The organism is Gymnodinialimonas sp. (assembly GCF_059726805.1).
Genome location: NZ_AP041059.1, coordinates 3,148,991 through 3,161,797, shown reverse-complemented (window position 1 = coordinate 3,161,797; position 12,807 = coordinate 3,148,991). Strand labels below are relative to the sequence as shown.

General features: G+C 64.6%; 14 protein-coding genes. 10 read left to right on the top strand and 4 right to left on the bottom strand.

Annotated features, from left to right (window positions below):
- Positions 1–88 precede the first annotated feature (88 nt).
- The 3 genes from AC6I9R_RS15445 to AC6I9R_RS15435 all read left to right on the top strand — a co-directional run bounded on the left by AC6I9R_RS15445 (position 89) and on the right by AC6I9R_RS15435 (position 3,199).
- A complete protein-coding gene (locus AC6I9R_RS15445; protein ID WP_461426457.1) occupies positions 89–1,675 on the top strand; it encodes a hypothetical protein in 1,587 nt (528 codons plus the stop codon).
- A gap of 251 nt (positions 1,676–1,926) precedes the next feature.
- Positions 1,927–2,382, top strand: coding sequence for a hypothetical protein (locus AC6I9R_RS15440; protein WP_461426456.1), 456 nt, complete (start codon positions 1,927–1,929; stop codon positions 2,380–2,382).
- A 187-nt stretch (positions 2,383–2,569) separates the two neighbouring features.
- Positions 2,570–3,199 (top strand): LysE family translocator, encoded by a 630-nt coding sequence (locus tag AC6I9R_RS15435; RefSeq protein ID WP_461426455.1) that lies wholly within the window; start codon positions 2,570–2,572, stop codon positions 3,197–3,199.
- A 10-nt stretch (positions 3,200–3,209) separates the two neighbouring features.
- On the opposite strand, the gene AC6I9R_RS15430 is transcribed toward AC6I9R_RS15435, so the two are convergent.
- From AC6I9R_RS15430 to rpsF, 4 genes are all read right to left on the bottom strand, one after another.
- Positions 3,210–4,412: a PQQ-dependent sugar dehydrogenase gene (locus AC6I9R_RS15430; protein WP_461426454.1), complete on the bottom strand. Its 1,203-nt coding sequence runs from the start codon at positions 4,410–4,412 to the stop codon at positions 3,210–3,212.
- Positions 4,413–4,506: 94 nt separating this feature from the next.
- Positions 4,507–5,133 (bottom strand): 50S ribosomal protein L9, encoded by a 627-nt coding sequence (rplI, locus tag AC6I9R_RS15425; protein ID WP_461426453.1) that lies wholly within the window; start codon positions 5,131–5,133, stop codon positions 4,507–4,509.
- A gap of 12 nt (positions 5,134–5,145) precedes the next feature.
- Positions 5,146–5,373: a 30S ribosomal protein S18 gene (gene rpsR / locus AC6I9R_RS15420; RefSeq protein ID WP_461426452.1), complete on the bottom strand. Its 228-nt coding sequence runs from the start codon at positions 5,371–5,373 to the stop codon at positions 5,146–5,148.
- Positions 5,374–5,405: 32 nt separating this feature from the next.
- Positions 5,406–5,759: a 30S ribosomal protein S6 gene (gene rpsF / locus AC6I9R_RS15415; RefSeq protein WP_461426451.1), complete on the bottom strand. Its 354-nt coding sequence runs from the start codon at positions 5,757–5,759 to the stop codon at positions 5,406–5,408.
- Between the two features lie 365 nt (positions 5,760–6,124).
- On the opposite strand from rpsF, the gene AC6I9R_RS15410 reads away from it, so the two are divergent.
- The 7 genes from AC6I9R_RS15410 to mltG all read left to right on the top strand — a co-directional run bounded on the left by AC6I9R_RS15410 (position 6,125) and on the right by mltG (position 12,648).
- Positions 6,125–7,051, top strand: a complete 927-nt coding sequence (locus tag AC6I9R_RS15410) for a Flp family type IVb pilin (RefSeq protein WP_461426450.1) — start codon at positions 6,125–6,127, stop codon at positions 7,049–7,051.
- Positions 7,052–7,218: 167 nt separating this feature from the next.
- A complete protein-coding gene (gene fabD, locus AC6I9R_RS15405; RefSeq protein WP_461426449.1) occupies positions 7,219–8,163 on the top strand; it encodes an ACP S-malonyltransferase in 945 nt (314 codons plus the stop codon).
- 7 nt (positions 8,164–8,170) lie between these two features.
- Positions 8,171–8,728, top strand: a complete 558-nt coding sequence (locus tag AC6I9R_RS15400; protein ID WP_461426448.1) for a hypothetical protein — start codon at positions 8,171–8,173, stop codon at positions 8,726–8,728.
- A 48-nt stretch (positions 8,729–8,776) separates the two neighbouring features.
- Positions 8,777–9,514, top strand: coding sequence for a 3-oxoacyl-[acyl-carrier-protein] reductase (gene fabG, locus AC6I9R_RS15395; RefSeq protein ID WP_461426447.1), 738 nt, complete (start codon positions 8,777–8,779; stop codon positions 9,512–9,514).
- Between the two features lie 233 nt (positions 9,515–9,747).
- Complete coding sequence (locus AC6I9R_RS15390; RefSeq protein WP_461426446.1) at positions 9,748–9,987, top strand: acyl carrier protein; 240 nt, start codon at positions 9,748–9,750, stop codon at positions 9,985–9,987.
- A 240-nt stretch (positions 9,988–10,227) separates the two neighbouring features.
- Positions 10,228–11,484, top strand: coding sequence for a beta-ketoacyl-ACP synthase II (gene fabF / locus AC6I9R_RS15385; protein WP_461426445.1), 1,257 nt, complete (start codon positions 10,228–10,230; stop codon positions 11,482–11,484).
- 6 nt (positions 11,485–11,490) lie between these two features.
- On the top strand, positions 11,491–12,648 hold the full coding sequence (mltG, locus tag AC6I9R_RS15380) for an endolytic transglycosylase MltG (protein WP_461426444.1): 1,158 nt from the start codon (positions 11,491–11,493) through the stop codon (positions 12,646–12,648).
- Positions 12,649–12,807 lie beyond the last annotated feature (159 nt).

Below are 12,807 nucleotides of genomic sequence, written 5' to 3'. Positions count from 1 at the left end.
TCTAACCCTAAAGTGATCTCATTTACGTCTATCTAGGGCGGCCCGGCCCCCCCTCGGCCTGTCGCCAAACAGGAAGGAACTCGACAAAATGCGTCTTTTGACAGCAAGCGCGATCGCGATGTTTGCGATGGGCGGTGCCGCTTTGGCCTGCCCTAACTATCAATTGTCCGCTGGATCGCTCAGCTATGATGCCTCTCAGATCTCTGCCGTGGCGCAGGGCTTTTCCGTGACCGCCGGCGGCGACTTCACGTTGGATCAATGTGGCCTGGGCAACCTTGGCTTTGGCCAGTTCCGCTCTGCGCCGGATCTGACCCTGAACCTGACGGGCATGGCGGGACGTCCGCTGGATGTCTTTGCAAGCTCCAGCTGTGACCCGGCGCTGTTGGTGAACGATGCCAACGGTCAGTGGTACTTCAACGATGACCGCAACAGCCTTCAGCCCGGCCTGACCCTGCCTGCGGGTGCTGCCAACGGCCGTGTCGACATCTGGATCGGCACATTTGCCGGGGGCGGATGCCCTGCGGTTCTGTCGGTGCAAGCCCTTGCCGCAGCCGCCGCGCCGCAGCCCGTGCCCGTGCCCGTGCCGCAGCCGGTCCCGGTGCCGCAGCCCGTCCCCGCGCCGGTCCCGCAGGTGAGCGCCTGCCCGACATGGGAAATGCCCGGTCCCGCCCTGGCCTTTGACGCCAGCCAGATTCTGCAACCGCTCAGCTACGTGGCCCAGGCCACCGGCGGCACGGATGTGACGAGTTGCCCCGGCATCGATGGCCGCCGCTATGCCAGCCAGGTGCCGCAGTTCTCGGTCTCGCTGACCGGGATGGACGGCCACAGCCTGCGCCTTCTGGCCAACGCCGATTGCGATTCGACGCTGTTGGTGAACGGGGCCGATACGACCTGGTATTACAACGACGACGGCCAGGGGAACTTGCAACCGCAGCTCGACATCACCGATGCCGCCGCGCTGAATGGCCGGATCGATGTCTGGGTGGGCACGTATAACGACACGGTCTGCCCCGGCACCTTCACGCTGCAGGCGATCCCTGTCGCTGTTGCGCCGGTGCCGCAGCCGATCCCGCAACCGGTTCCCCAGCCGGTGCCGCAGCCGGTCCCCGTACCGGTGCCCGCGCCCGCGCCGGTCCCCGTCCCTGCGCCGGCACCCACGCCTGCACCCGCTCCGGCACCTGCGCCTGCTCCGGCTCCGGCTCCGGCACCTGCGCCCGCACCGGCGCCCGCTCCGGCACCTGCGCCGACGCAGACCGGCGGTTGCCCGTCGATTGGCATCGAAGGCATCGTTGTCACCTCTGACGGCGCTGAGCTCTACAGCCCGGACCGCTACACCGTTCAGGCCGGGGGCATCACGCCGCTGTCGAGCTGTGCGGACATTCCCGCCGCTGCCGGTGTGGCCTATGCCAACCCGACCTACACCTTCTACCTCTCGGGGATGGAGACCTACGGTCGCCTGGAAATCGAAGTGGCAAGCGACTGCGACACCACGCTTCTGGTCAATGATGCCCAGGGCAACTGGCACTTCGACGACGATACCGGCGGGGCGTTCCAGCCCGAGCTGAACCTGACGAACACCGCCGCGCTCAATGGCCGGGTCGATGTCTGGGTCGGCACCTTCGGTCCCTCAATCGCCTGCTCGGCCGAGCTGGAGATGGAGACCTGGAACTTCTGATCCGGTTGAATTGAAACGAGAAAAGGGGGCGTGGCCAGGACTGGCTGCGCCCCTTTTGCTTTCGGTCGACGGATGGCGGTGTGGTGGCGCGAGGCGGAGGAGGTAAGGAATTCCGCCCTTTTGTTAACGCGATGCTCGCGGCATGATCTCCCCATAGCGCAACACCAACCTGGCGCTGAACCGACGACCCGAAGACACCAAAGACAAACACAACCCCTTCTAAAATTAAGAAAATTTCGGAGTAACACATTATGAAAAAGCTTCTTGCCGCCGCCTTCGCCCTGATCGCCACCGCTGGCGTCGCCGCCGCTTGCCCCGCCTGGCAGAACGCCGGTGTGCAGACCGGGTACACCACCGGTCAGGATCTGTGGACGCCCAACCATTACTCGGTCACCGCCGGTGGCAGCCAGTCGCTGCGCAACTGCGGTTGGAACCACTCCGGCTACGTGATCTCGCGCCCTGACTTCGAGTTTCAGATCGACGGTCTGGAGCAGTATCGCCGCCTGGAGATCCGCGTGCAGGGGTCCTGCGACACGGTTCTGCTGGTCAACGATGCAACCGGCAACTGGTACTTCAACGACGATGGCTGGGGCAACCTGAACCCGCTGGTGAACCTCGCCAACCCCCGCTCCGGCACCTACGACATCTGGGTCGGCACCTATGGCCAGAACCTCTGCGGCGCGACGCTTCAGATGGAAACCTTCTGATCCAACGATCTTTCTTCTGAATGAACGGCCCGCCTTTGTGCGGGCCGTTTTGCGTTAGGACGGGGGTGACGCTGGCCCACGCTTTTGCCGGAGCAAAAGCGCGCGCTTCGCCCCACCCACCGTCCCGCAGACATCGGTTGCACCGGCGGTTGGGGCGGGTAAAGCTTGGCTAACAAAGGAGATTGCCGTGACGTTTGAGGTTTGGTTGGCGTTTGCCCTGGCAAGCGCGGTTGTGGTGCTGATCCCGGGGCCCAACATCGTGCTGACGGTCACCTATGCGATCCGCGACGGGGCGCGGTCGGGGCTTGCGACGGTGCCGGGCCAGGTGTTTGGGGCGTTCGTTGCCATGACGGCGTCACTCGCCGGGGCAGGGGCGGTGCTTGCGGCCTCTGTCGGGTTGTTCACTGCGATGAAAGTCGCGGGCGCGCTTTACCTGCTGTGGCTGGCCTATAAGCTGTGGACCGCGCCGGTGGCGGGCATCGAGACCCAGGACAACGCGCCGGACCGGAGCTTTTGGCGCCTGTTTCGGCAATCCACGCTGATCAGCGCGCTGAACCCGAAGGGCCCGGTCTTCTACATGGCCTTCGTGCCTCAGTTCATCGATCCGTCCCAGCCCGCTTTCGCGCAATTCGCCATCCTGACGGCGACGTTTCTGGCGGTGGCCGGGCTGAACGGCATTGGGTGGCTGGTGTTGGCGAGCGCCTGGCGCGAGCAGTTGCGGGGACCCTTCGTGATGCGGGTGATCAACCGCATCGGGGCGGCGTGCCTTGGGGCGGCGGGCCTGTTGGCGCTGCGCGCGAGCCGCACCGCGCCTTAGGCAGGCAGCTTTATTCCGCCGCCGGGGTCAGGCGGATGAGGGCACCGGGATCATCATCGATCAGGATCAGGATGGCCCCGTTCTCGTCCACCTCCACATCGCGCACCCGGCCCGCGCCGGGGCGCAGGCGTTCCTCTGCGATGATCGTGTCGCCGTCCATATCCAGCCGCACCAGCGCCTGGCCCGCCAAGGCGCCCATAAGGATATCGCCCCGCCAGTCGGGGAACATCTCGCCGTCGTAGAAGATCATGTCGGAGGGCGCGATGGAGGGGTCCCAGTAGTAGCGCGGTTCCTCAAAATCGGGGGCATGGGCCTGCTGGCCCGTGCCCACATCGCTGCCGTTGTAGTTCACGCCGTAGCTGACCTCGGGCCAGCCGTAGTTGGCGCCGGGGCGGAGGATGTTCAACTCGTCGCCGCCCGCGGGGCCGTGCTCCAACGCCCAGACGGTGCCGGTCTCGGGCTGCACGGCGGCGCCTTGGATGTTGCGGTGGCCGTAGGTCCAGACCTCGGGGCGGGCGCCTTCGATGGGTGGCTCGGCGGCGGGGGCGCTTTCGGTATCGATCAGGATCGTGACGCCGTAACTGGCGTTCGCCGGATCCTGGGCCAACTGCCTGTTTTCAGGGGTAAACCTGTCGCCCGTCGTCACCAAGAGGGCGCCCGAGGGCAGCACGATCACCCGGGCGCCAAAGTGCAGGGGGATGGCGGACGCGGGGGTTTGACGCCAGAGCTCCTGCACGTCGGTGAGGGCAGAGTGGTCGTCTGACAATACCGCGCGGGCGACCGCCGTGGCAGAGCCTGCGAGGCCATCCGGCGCAGAATAGGTCAGGAAAATCACCCGATCCTGCCCAAAGGCGGGTGACAGCGCCACATCCAGCAATCCGCCTTGCCGCATCGCGCGCACGTTGGGCACGCCGCTGATCTCGGGGCCCATGGTGCCATCCCGCGTCACGTGGCGCAGGGTGCCGCCGCGCTCGGTAACGATGTACCCCGCGCCCTCCGGCAACACCGCCAGGCCCCAGGGGCGCGCCAGGGTGCCTGCGATCACCTCTTCATCAAAGGTCACGCCCGAGGCCACCTCGGGCGCTTCGGTCTGGCCCGCAAATGCCGCAACGTCAGCCGGGAAGTTCCCGGTTCCGTCGTCCACGGGCGCTTGCGCCAAGGCTGGCCCTGCGAGGAGCGTAGCGAGGAGGGGGGCGGTGAGCGTGCGAAGCATGGCGAACCTCAAGACAACAACGATTCCCATAGAAATAGGCCGCCCCCGCAAGGAGACGGCCTAAATCTTTGTGATCATCCGAAAACAGGCGAGATTACTCTTCTTCAGAGGTCTCTTCCTCAGTGGCCCCGGCAGGTGCCACGTCCAGCTCATCCTCATCCAGGCTTGCGGCGCCGATGTCGTCGAACAGCTCCGCAATCTCGAACTCGGCTTGCGCCTCTTCCTCGGCGGCCAGCTCCTGGATCGACTTGCCCGATGCCTGCAGCTCGGCCTCTTCGGGCGAACGGGCGACGTTCAGCTCGATCTCGACGGCGACTTCGGGGTGCAGGTTCACCATGACGGTGTGAATGCCCAGGTCCTTGATCGGCGCGGTCAGGGCGACCTGTTTGCGATCCACGGTGAAGCCCTCGGCCGTGGCGGCCTCGGCGGCGTCACGGATCGTGACAGAGCCGTAGAGCGCCCCGGAATCAGACGCAGAGCGGATGATGATGAACTGCTGGCCCGCCAGCTTTTCGCCCATCTTCTCAGCCTCAACCTTGGTCTCCAGGTTGTGCGCTTCAAGCTGCGCTTTCTGGTTCTCGAAGGTCTTCAGGTTGGCTTCATTGGCGCGCAGCGCCTTTTTCTGCGGCAAAAGGAAGTTGCGCGCGTAGCCCTCTTTGACAGAGACCACCTCGCCCATCTGACCCAGCTTTGCCACACGTTGCAGAAGGATAACGTCCATGATGTGCGCTCCTTATTTGACGGCGTAGGGCAGCAGGGCCAGGAAACGCGCGCGTTTGATCGCCTTGGCGAGCGCACGCTGGTTCTTGGCACCCACGGCGGTGATACGGGAGGGGACGATCTTGCCACGCTCAGAGATGTAGCGCTGCAGAAGACGGGTGTCCTTGTAGTCGATTTTCGGGGCGTTCTCGCCGTCGAACGGGTCGGTCTTGCGGCGGCGGAAGAATGGTTTAGCGGCCATTGGAATGTCCTTTCAGTAACAAGGCGGTCGAATCAACGACGCTCACGGCGGGGTTCACGCTCATCGCGCTTTTGCATCTGGACGGAGGGGCCGTCCTCGTGGGCGTCGACCTTGATGGTCAGAACGCGCATCACGTCGTCATGCAGGCGCATCAGGCGTTCCATTTCCTGCACAGCGGCCGAAGGCGCGTCGGTGCGCAGGAAGGAATAGTGACCCTTGCGGTTCTTGTTGATCTTGTAGGCCATTGTCTTGACACCCCAATATTCGGTGTCGACGACCTTGCCGCCGTTGTCGGCGAGGACAGTGCCAAAGTGCTCGTTCAGCGCTTCGGCTTGCGTGTTGGACAGGTCCTGACGCGCAATCATCACGTGCTCGTAGAGAGCCATGGGAACTCCAGTTCTATCGTTTCGGGCGCATTTCAAAGACCGGGCATGCGCATCCTTGCCCCCCGGCCACGAGGGATCACGCCAATCAGGTAACTCGGCAAGGATGCGCGCGTTTACGCCCCCGCGCGCGCGTTGTCTAGCCTTTAGCCGGGCCTTTGTGCCGCGCGGTGGGGCGCGGTTTGGCCCAATGATCACAGGGTTTTCCGGTTTTTGCCCCATTCTGACCACGATGCGGCGGGATAAGGGCCGTGGACAGTGCCGTCCTGCGATCAGGAGGGCCGGAGAGGGCGGGGCCGCATTGGCCTGCCTGATCAAGTAAAATCAAGGGCTTACGGCCCCTACTGGAACAAAGATGGAGGCCCCCCGTGGCGCACCAACGGTTTTTTAAGGACGAACACGGCGCGGCGACGGTCGATTGGGTCGTTGTGATGGCCGTTTTGACGGGTCTTGGCGTTGCAGTTTCCAACTCGACGGATGCTGCATTGACGACGGAATCCACCACGATCCAAGGCGAATTGCAGGACGGCATGTTCGAGACGGCCTGGGATCACCAGCTTTCCGTGCAGCCCGACACGACGGCGGGCGAAGAATGCACCGGTGGTACAACCTGTGATCCAGGGACCGGGATCTGGACGGGCACCGACACGGGCACAGGGACGGGGACTGGCACAGGAACAGGTACTGGAACGGGGACTGGAACGGGGACTGGAACGGGGACGGGCACCGGGACCGGCACGGATCCCGATCCTGATCCCGATCCGGACCCAACACCTGATCCTGATCCCGATCCAACGCCCGATCCTGATCCCGATCCCGATCCAGATCCGGGCACCGGCGGCACGACCTTCCCACCGGTCGCAAGCGCGCCTGCGGCGGGTTGCCCCTCATCGAATTACAATGGGACGCCGATCCAATCCGACGGCACCGACCTGAACTACGATCTGGATCTTGTGGCGAATTACACCGCCTACACCGACATCCGCACCTGTACGGGTTTGCCGAACGGCAACCGGGGGTATTTCGACGCGAACCCGACGTTCTCGCTTTACCTGTCGGATATGGAGAACTTCACCTGGCTGTTGATCGACGTTCAAACCGCCAGCTGTGACACGACCATGCTGGTGCGCGATGCGGCGGGCAATTACATCTTCGACGACGATGGCGGATATGGTTTGAAATCAAGGGTTTGGCTGGAAAGCTCGGCTGATCTGAATGGTCGGATCGATATCTGGTTCGGCGGCTACAGCGCGGGTCAGTGCAGCGCGGAGCTGGAGCTGAATACCTACCAATAGGCGGGACCGCGCCGCGCAAGCGCACGCCTTTGCCCCCCAACACAAGAGCCGGCCCGAACGCCTCGGGCCGGCTCTTGTCCTATTGGGTGGCCGGTTGCATTGCAGTGCGTTTCGCCTTGAGGTAGCTCAAGGAGGCCGCGCGCATACGACAATCAAGGAGCCCCAGAATGACCCGAGCCTTCCTTTTTCCCGGCCAAGGGGCCCAGACCATCGGCATGGGCCGCGCCCTCGCCGAGGCTTATCCCGCCTCCAAGGCCGTCTTCGCCGAGGTGGACGAGGCCTTGGGTGAAGCGCTGTCGGCGCTGATCTGGGAAGGGGAGATTGAAACCCTGACGCTCACGCGCAACGCGCAGCCCGCGCTGATGGCGACGTCTTTGGCGGCAATGGCGGCCCTGAAGGCGGAGGGTGTTGACATCTCTGCCGCGTCCTATGTGGCGGGGCATTCGTTGGGGGAATATTCTGCGCTCTGCGCGGCGGGGGCCTTGTCGCTGGCCGATACCGCGCGCCTGCTGCGCCTGCGCGGCGAGGCGATGCAGCAAGCGGTGCCTGCGGGCGAGGGGGCGATGGCCGCGATCCTGGGCTTGGATCTGGCGACGGTGGAAGAGGTCTCTGGCGAAGCGGCGCAGGGCGAGGTCTGTGAGGCCGCCAATGAAAACGATCCGGCACAGGTGGTGATTTCCGGCGCGAAAGCTGCCGTGGAACGGGCCTGTGACATCGCCAAGGCGCGGGGCGCCAAGCGGGCGCTGATGCTGCCGGTCTCGGCCCCGTTCCACTGCGCGTTGATGCAGCCCGCCGCCGATGCCATGGCCGAGGCGCTGGACAAAGTGGACCTGCAAGCGCCGGTAGTGCCGCTGGTGGGCAATGTGATCGCGCGGGCCGAAAGCTCGGCCGCGATGATCCGCGAAAACCTGGTGGCCCAGGTCACGGGCCGCGTGCGGTGGCGCGAAAGCGTGGCGTGGATGGCGGCGGAAGGCGTGACAGAGGTCTTCGAGATCGGCGCGGGCAAGGCGCTGTCGGGCATGGTCAAGCGGATCGACCGGGGCGTGGCAACCCACGCGGTGGGCACGCCCGAGGATGTGGTGAAAGCCGTTGAGGTCGTAAACGGTGCCTAGGGGCCTTATGATCGCCGCTGCCGTTGTGATTGCAATGGTTGTGGGCGGTGCGGCCCTGATCCGATTTGCTGGCGGCGGCGCGACGGAGTTTCGCCTGACGGGCGCCGAGATGCACATTCGCGGGCCGATCACGGGCGCCTCGGCGGAGCGGTTCGAGCGGCTGTTGGAAGAGGCGGAAGGCTTGGAAGTGGTCGTGCTGAGGGACATTCCCGGCGCCGATGACGCGGGCTGGCTGATCCAGATGGCGACGTTCATCCGCGCCGCAGGGTTGGCCACGCGGGCCGAGGGCGACTTGAACAACGACGCCATCCTGCTGTTTCTGGCGGGTGCGTCGCGCGATCATGTGGCGGGCGATCTGACGATCACCGGGGCGGAGGCGGCGCGCAGGCAAGGCTGGACGTTTGACGCCAGCCCCGCCGGTCGCACAGAACGCGCGAGCTTTGCGACGCGGATGCTGGGGAGCGAGGATTTCGCGGCCTTCGTGCAGGAGCGCCGGGCGCTGGGCGGGACGTATGTGTTGAATGCCGATGACATCGAGAGGTTCGGTCTGGAGACCGGGGAATGAAGTTTTTCGGAGTCTTGCTTGAGAATTATGGAATGGGAGAGGGTGGATATGTTTGATCTGACAGGGAAAAATGCGCTGGTCACGGGTGCCTCGGGCGGGATTGGCGCGGCGATTGCGCGGCAATTGCACGGGGCGGGGGCCACGGTGGGCCTTTCGGGGACACGGGTGGAGCCTTTGGAAGCGTTGGCCGCTGAACTGGGCGAGCGCGCCCATGTGCTGCCCTGTAACCTGAGCGACGCAGAGGCCGTCGACGCGCTGCCAAAGGCGGCCATTGCCGCGATGGGCAGCCTGGATGTTCTGGTGAACAATGCGGGCATCACCCGCGATAACCTGTTCATGCGCATGTCCGACGACGACTGGGCGAGCGTGTTGGAGGTCAATCTGACCTCGACGATGCGGCTCTGTCGCGGCGCGCTGCGCGGCATGATGAAGGCGCGGTGGGGGCGGATCATCAATGTCAGCTCGGTCGTGGGGGCCACGGGCAACCCGGGGCAGGCGAATTACGCAGCCTCCAAGGCGGGCATGGTGGGGATGTCAAAAAGCCTCGCCTACGAGGTGGCGAGCCGGGGGATTACCGTGAACTGCATCGCGCCAGGGTTCATCGAGACGGCGATGACCGACAAGCTGACGGACGACCAGAAAGACAAGATTCTTGTACAAATTCCGGCGGGGCGCATGGGCTCGGCCGATGAAATTGCGGCCTCGGCGCTGTTTCTTGCCAGCGCGGAAGCGGGTTACCTGACAGGCACGACAATGCATGTGAATGGCGGGATGGCGATGCTTTAGGCGGGCAAGCGCCGAGGTTGCCGTAACGGCACAAAGGCGCGCACGGGGCATTGCCATGGCCGCAACATATGCTATAGGCGGCGCAGATTTCACCGGGGGGGCTTGTTCGCCCGGTTGGCCTTTCCCACCTGTTAGGGGTGGTGCGGGCATCTTGAGAGGCCGCAACGGCAGTACTGAAACCGGGGGCGCAGTTGGACTGCGCACTGACCCCGACATACGATGAGGAACCAAAGATGAGCGACATCGCAGAGCGCGTGAAAAAGATCGTTGTTGAGCACTTGAGCGTTGAAGAGAGCAAAGTGGTTGAGGGCGCGTCGTTCATCGACGACCTTGGCGCCGACTCGCTCGACACCGTCGAGCTGGTCATGGCTTTCGAGGAAGAGTTCGGGATCGAGATCCCCGACGACGCCGCCGAGACGATCCAGACATTTGGCGACGCGACCAAGTTCATCGGCCAGGCGACCGAAGCCTGATAACGGTACGTCCCCCGCAGGTGCGGGTTTGATTTTGCGGCGTTCGGAGCGATCCGGGCGCCGCTTTCTGTTTGGCTGTCGGGCCGGGACGGGGGAGACGCTGGTCTGCGATCTTTTGCTTGGCAAAAGACGCAAACCTCGCCCCTCCCGCCGTCCCGCAGGGGCGCTGTCGCTGGGGATTGCACCTGGGGGGGCGTTTCCGGTAATTGAACATGAAAATACGGCGAGAGGGGTTTGGGCATGCGGCGAGTGGTTGTGACGGGTCTGGGGCTGGTGACGCCTTTGGCATCGGGCGTGGAGCACACGTGGAGCCGGCTTCTGGCGGGCCAATCGGGCGCGGGCCCGATCACGCGGTTCGATCCAACGGGCTTTGGCACCACCTATGCCTGCGAATTGCCGCGCGGCGACGGCACGGACGGGACCTTCAACCCTGACGCGTGGATGGAGCCCAAAGAGCAGCGCAAGGTCGACGATTTTATCCTTTACGGCATGGCTGCCGCCGCGCAGGCGGTGGAGGATGCGGGCTGGACGCCCACCGATACCGAGAGCCTGGAGCGTACCGGCTGCCTGCTGGGCGCGGGCATCGGCGGATTGTCGTCCATTGCCGATACCTCGATCATCTTGAACGAGCGCGGCCCGCGCCGGGTGTCGCCGTTCTTTGTGCCGGGGGCGCTGATCAACCTGATCTCGGGGCAAGTCTCCATTCGCTACGGGTTCAAGGGGCCGAACCATTCGGTGGTGACGGCCTGTTCGACCGGTGCCCATGCCATCGGCGATGCGGCGCGGTTGATTGCCTTTGACGACGCGGATGTGATGATTGCCGGCGGCGCGGAAAGCCCGATCTGCAAGATCGGCATCGCGGGTTTCAACGCCTGTAAGGCGCTGTCGACCAAGCGCGCGGAGGAGCCCGAGAAGGCCTCGCGCCCCTGGGATGCCGATAGCGACGGCTTCGTCATGGGCGAGGGTGCCGGTGTGGTCGTCCTGGAGGAATATGAGCACGCCAAGGCACGCGGCGCCAAGATCTACGCGGAGATCCTGGGCTACGGGTTGAGCGGCGATGCCCATCACATCACCGCCCCGCCGCCGGACCATGAGGGCGCGGAGCGCGCGATGCGGGCCGCACTGAAGCGGGCAGGGCTTGAGCCTTCCGCTGTGGATTACGTCAATGCCCACGGCACCTCGACCATGGCCGACACGATCGAACTTGGCGCGGTGGAGCGGCTGATGGGCGATCACGCCGCCAATCTGCGCATGTCTTCAACCAAGTCGATGACGGGGCACCTGTTGGGGGCTGCGGGGGCGATTGAAGCGATTTTCAGCATCCTCGCGATCCGCGACAATGTCGCACCGCCGACGCTTAACCTGGATACGCCCGCGGCGGAGACGCCGATCAACCTGTGTGCCAATGCCAAGCAGGAGGGGGAGATCAACATCGTGCAATCGAACTCTTTCGGGTTTGGCGGCACCAATGCGTGCCTGATCATGGGCCGGGTGTAACCTGACATGTGGAAACATATCGCCGCCAACGGCATCTCTTTCCTGATCGTGGCCCTGATCGCGGCGGCGGCTGCTTTGGGATGGGGCCAGCGGCAGTGGCAAGGGGATGGACCGCTGGCCCAGGCCACCTTCTTTGAGGTGGAGCAGGGCGATACGTTGAGCCGCGTGTCCGAGCGATTGGAAGAGGCGGGGGCGATCCGTTCGGCCGCCGTGTTCCGCGTCGGCGTGCGCGCTGCGGACCGGGCCGGTGATCTGCGGTTTGGCAATTATGAGATCCCGGCAGGCGCCAACATGGCGGAGGTGCTGGAGATCGTGACGGCGGGGGGCCCCTCCTCGTTCCGGTACCGCGCGACATATGTCTTGCGCAACTCGGGCACCGGGCAATTGCGCTTGAGCGAGCGGGATCCGAGCACCGGCGAGGTCGAAGAGATCGCGCGGTTTGCCTATGAAGAGGGCGTGCCGGTCGAGTATTCGAACCTGGTGGATGCGGGCACGCCGATGCTGTACCGCCTGGTGATCCCGGAAGGATTGACGAGTTGGCAGGTCGTACAAGGCTTGCTGGCGGCGGATTTCCTGGACGGAGAGGTTCCCGATATCCCGCAGGAAGGCATGCTTGCGCCCACGACCATTGACGTGAACCGGGGCGACAGCCGGTTGGAGCTGTTGGCCGATATGCAGGCGGCCCAGGAGCGGATCCTGGCAGAGGCCTGGGCGAACCGGGCCGAAGGGCTTCCGATCTCCACACCGGAGGAGGCGCTTATCCTGGCCTCGATCATCGAGAAGGAAACCTCGGTGCCCGAGGAACGGGGGCGGGTGGCGAGCGTGTTCACCAACCGTTTGAACCAGGGCATGCGCCTGCAAACGGACCCGACCGTGATCTATGGCGTCACCAACGGGCGCGGGATTCTGGGGCGCGGCTTGCGGCGGTCCGAGCTGGACGCAGAGACGCCGTGGAACACCTACCGGATCGACGGGCTGCCGCCGACGCCGATTGCCAACCCGGGCCAGGCCGCGATTGAGGCGGCGGTGAACCCGGACGATACGGATTTCATCTTCTTCGTCGCCGATGGCACGGGCGGGCATGAATTCAACGTGACGCTGGCCGATCACAACGCGGCCGTCGCCCGCTGGCGAGAGATTGAGGCGGAGCGCAACGGTAACTGACTCGCGATTTGAGGTGTTTGGGCCGGTTTCCTGGGCTCAGACGCGGTTTTTCCCCGATTTTGTTAACCTTTGACGGCAGAATGGCCCGGCGGTGCGGGTCTGCGTGCAGAAACTTCGCGCGGTGCGTTCGGTGGGCAGGGCAGTTCTTCAAGGATCCAA

Bases quoted from the DNA above. Each gene is read 5' to 3' on its own strand.
- rpsF (WP_461426451.1), bottom strand. From the start codon at position 5,759: ATGGCTCTCTACGAGCACGTGATGATTGCGCGTCAGGACCTGTCCAAC.
- mltG (WP_461426444.1), top strand. From the start codon at position 11,491: ATGTGGAAACATATCGCCGCCAACGGCATCTCTTTCCTGATCGTGGCC.
- rplI (WP_461426453.1), bottom strand. From the start codon at position 5,133: ATGGACGTTATCCTTCTGCAACGTGTGGCAAAGCTGGGTCAGATGGGC.
- AC6I9R_RS15390 (WP_461426446.1), top strand. From the start codon at position 9,748: ATGAGCGACATCGCAGAGCGCGTGAAAAAGATCGTTGTTGAGCACTTG.
- fabD (WP_461426449.1), top strand. From the start codon at position 7,219: ATGACCCGAGCCTTCCTTTTTCCCGGCCAAGGGGCCCAGACCATCGGC.
- AC6I9R_RS15430 (WP_461426454.1), bottom strand. From the start codon at position 4,412: ATGCTTCGCACGCTCACCGCCCCCCTCCTCGCTACGCTCCTCGCAGGG.
- fabG (WP_461426447.1), top strand. From the start codon at position 8,777: ATGTTTGATCTGACAGGGAAAAATGCGCTGGTCACGGGTGCCTCGGGC.
- fabF (WP_461426445.1), top strand. From the start codon at position 10,228: ATGCGGCGAGTGGTTGTGACGGGTCTGGGGCTGGTGACGCCTTTGGCA.
- AC6I9R_RS15400 (WP_461426448.1), top strand. From the start codon at position 8,171: ATGATCGCCGCTGCCGTTGTGATTGCAATGGTTGTGGGCGGTGCGGCC.
- rpsR (WP_461426452.1), bottom strand. From the start codon at position 5,373: ATGGCCGCTAAACCATTCTTCCGCCGCCGCAAGACCGACCCGTTCGAC.
- AC6I9R_RS15440 (WP_461426456.1), top strand. From the start codon at position 1,927: ATGAAAAAGCTTCTTGCCGCCGCCTTCGCCCTGATCGCCACCGCTGGC.
- AC6I9R_RS15445 (WP_461426457.1), top strand. From the start codon at position 89: ATGCGTCTTTTGACAGCAAGCGCGATCGCGATGTTTGCGATGGGCGGT.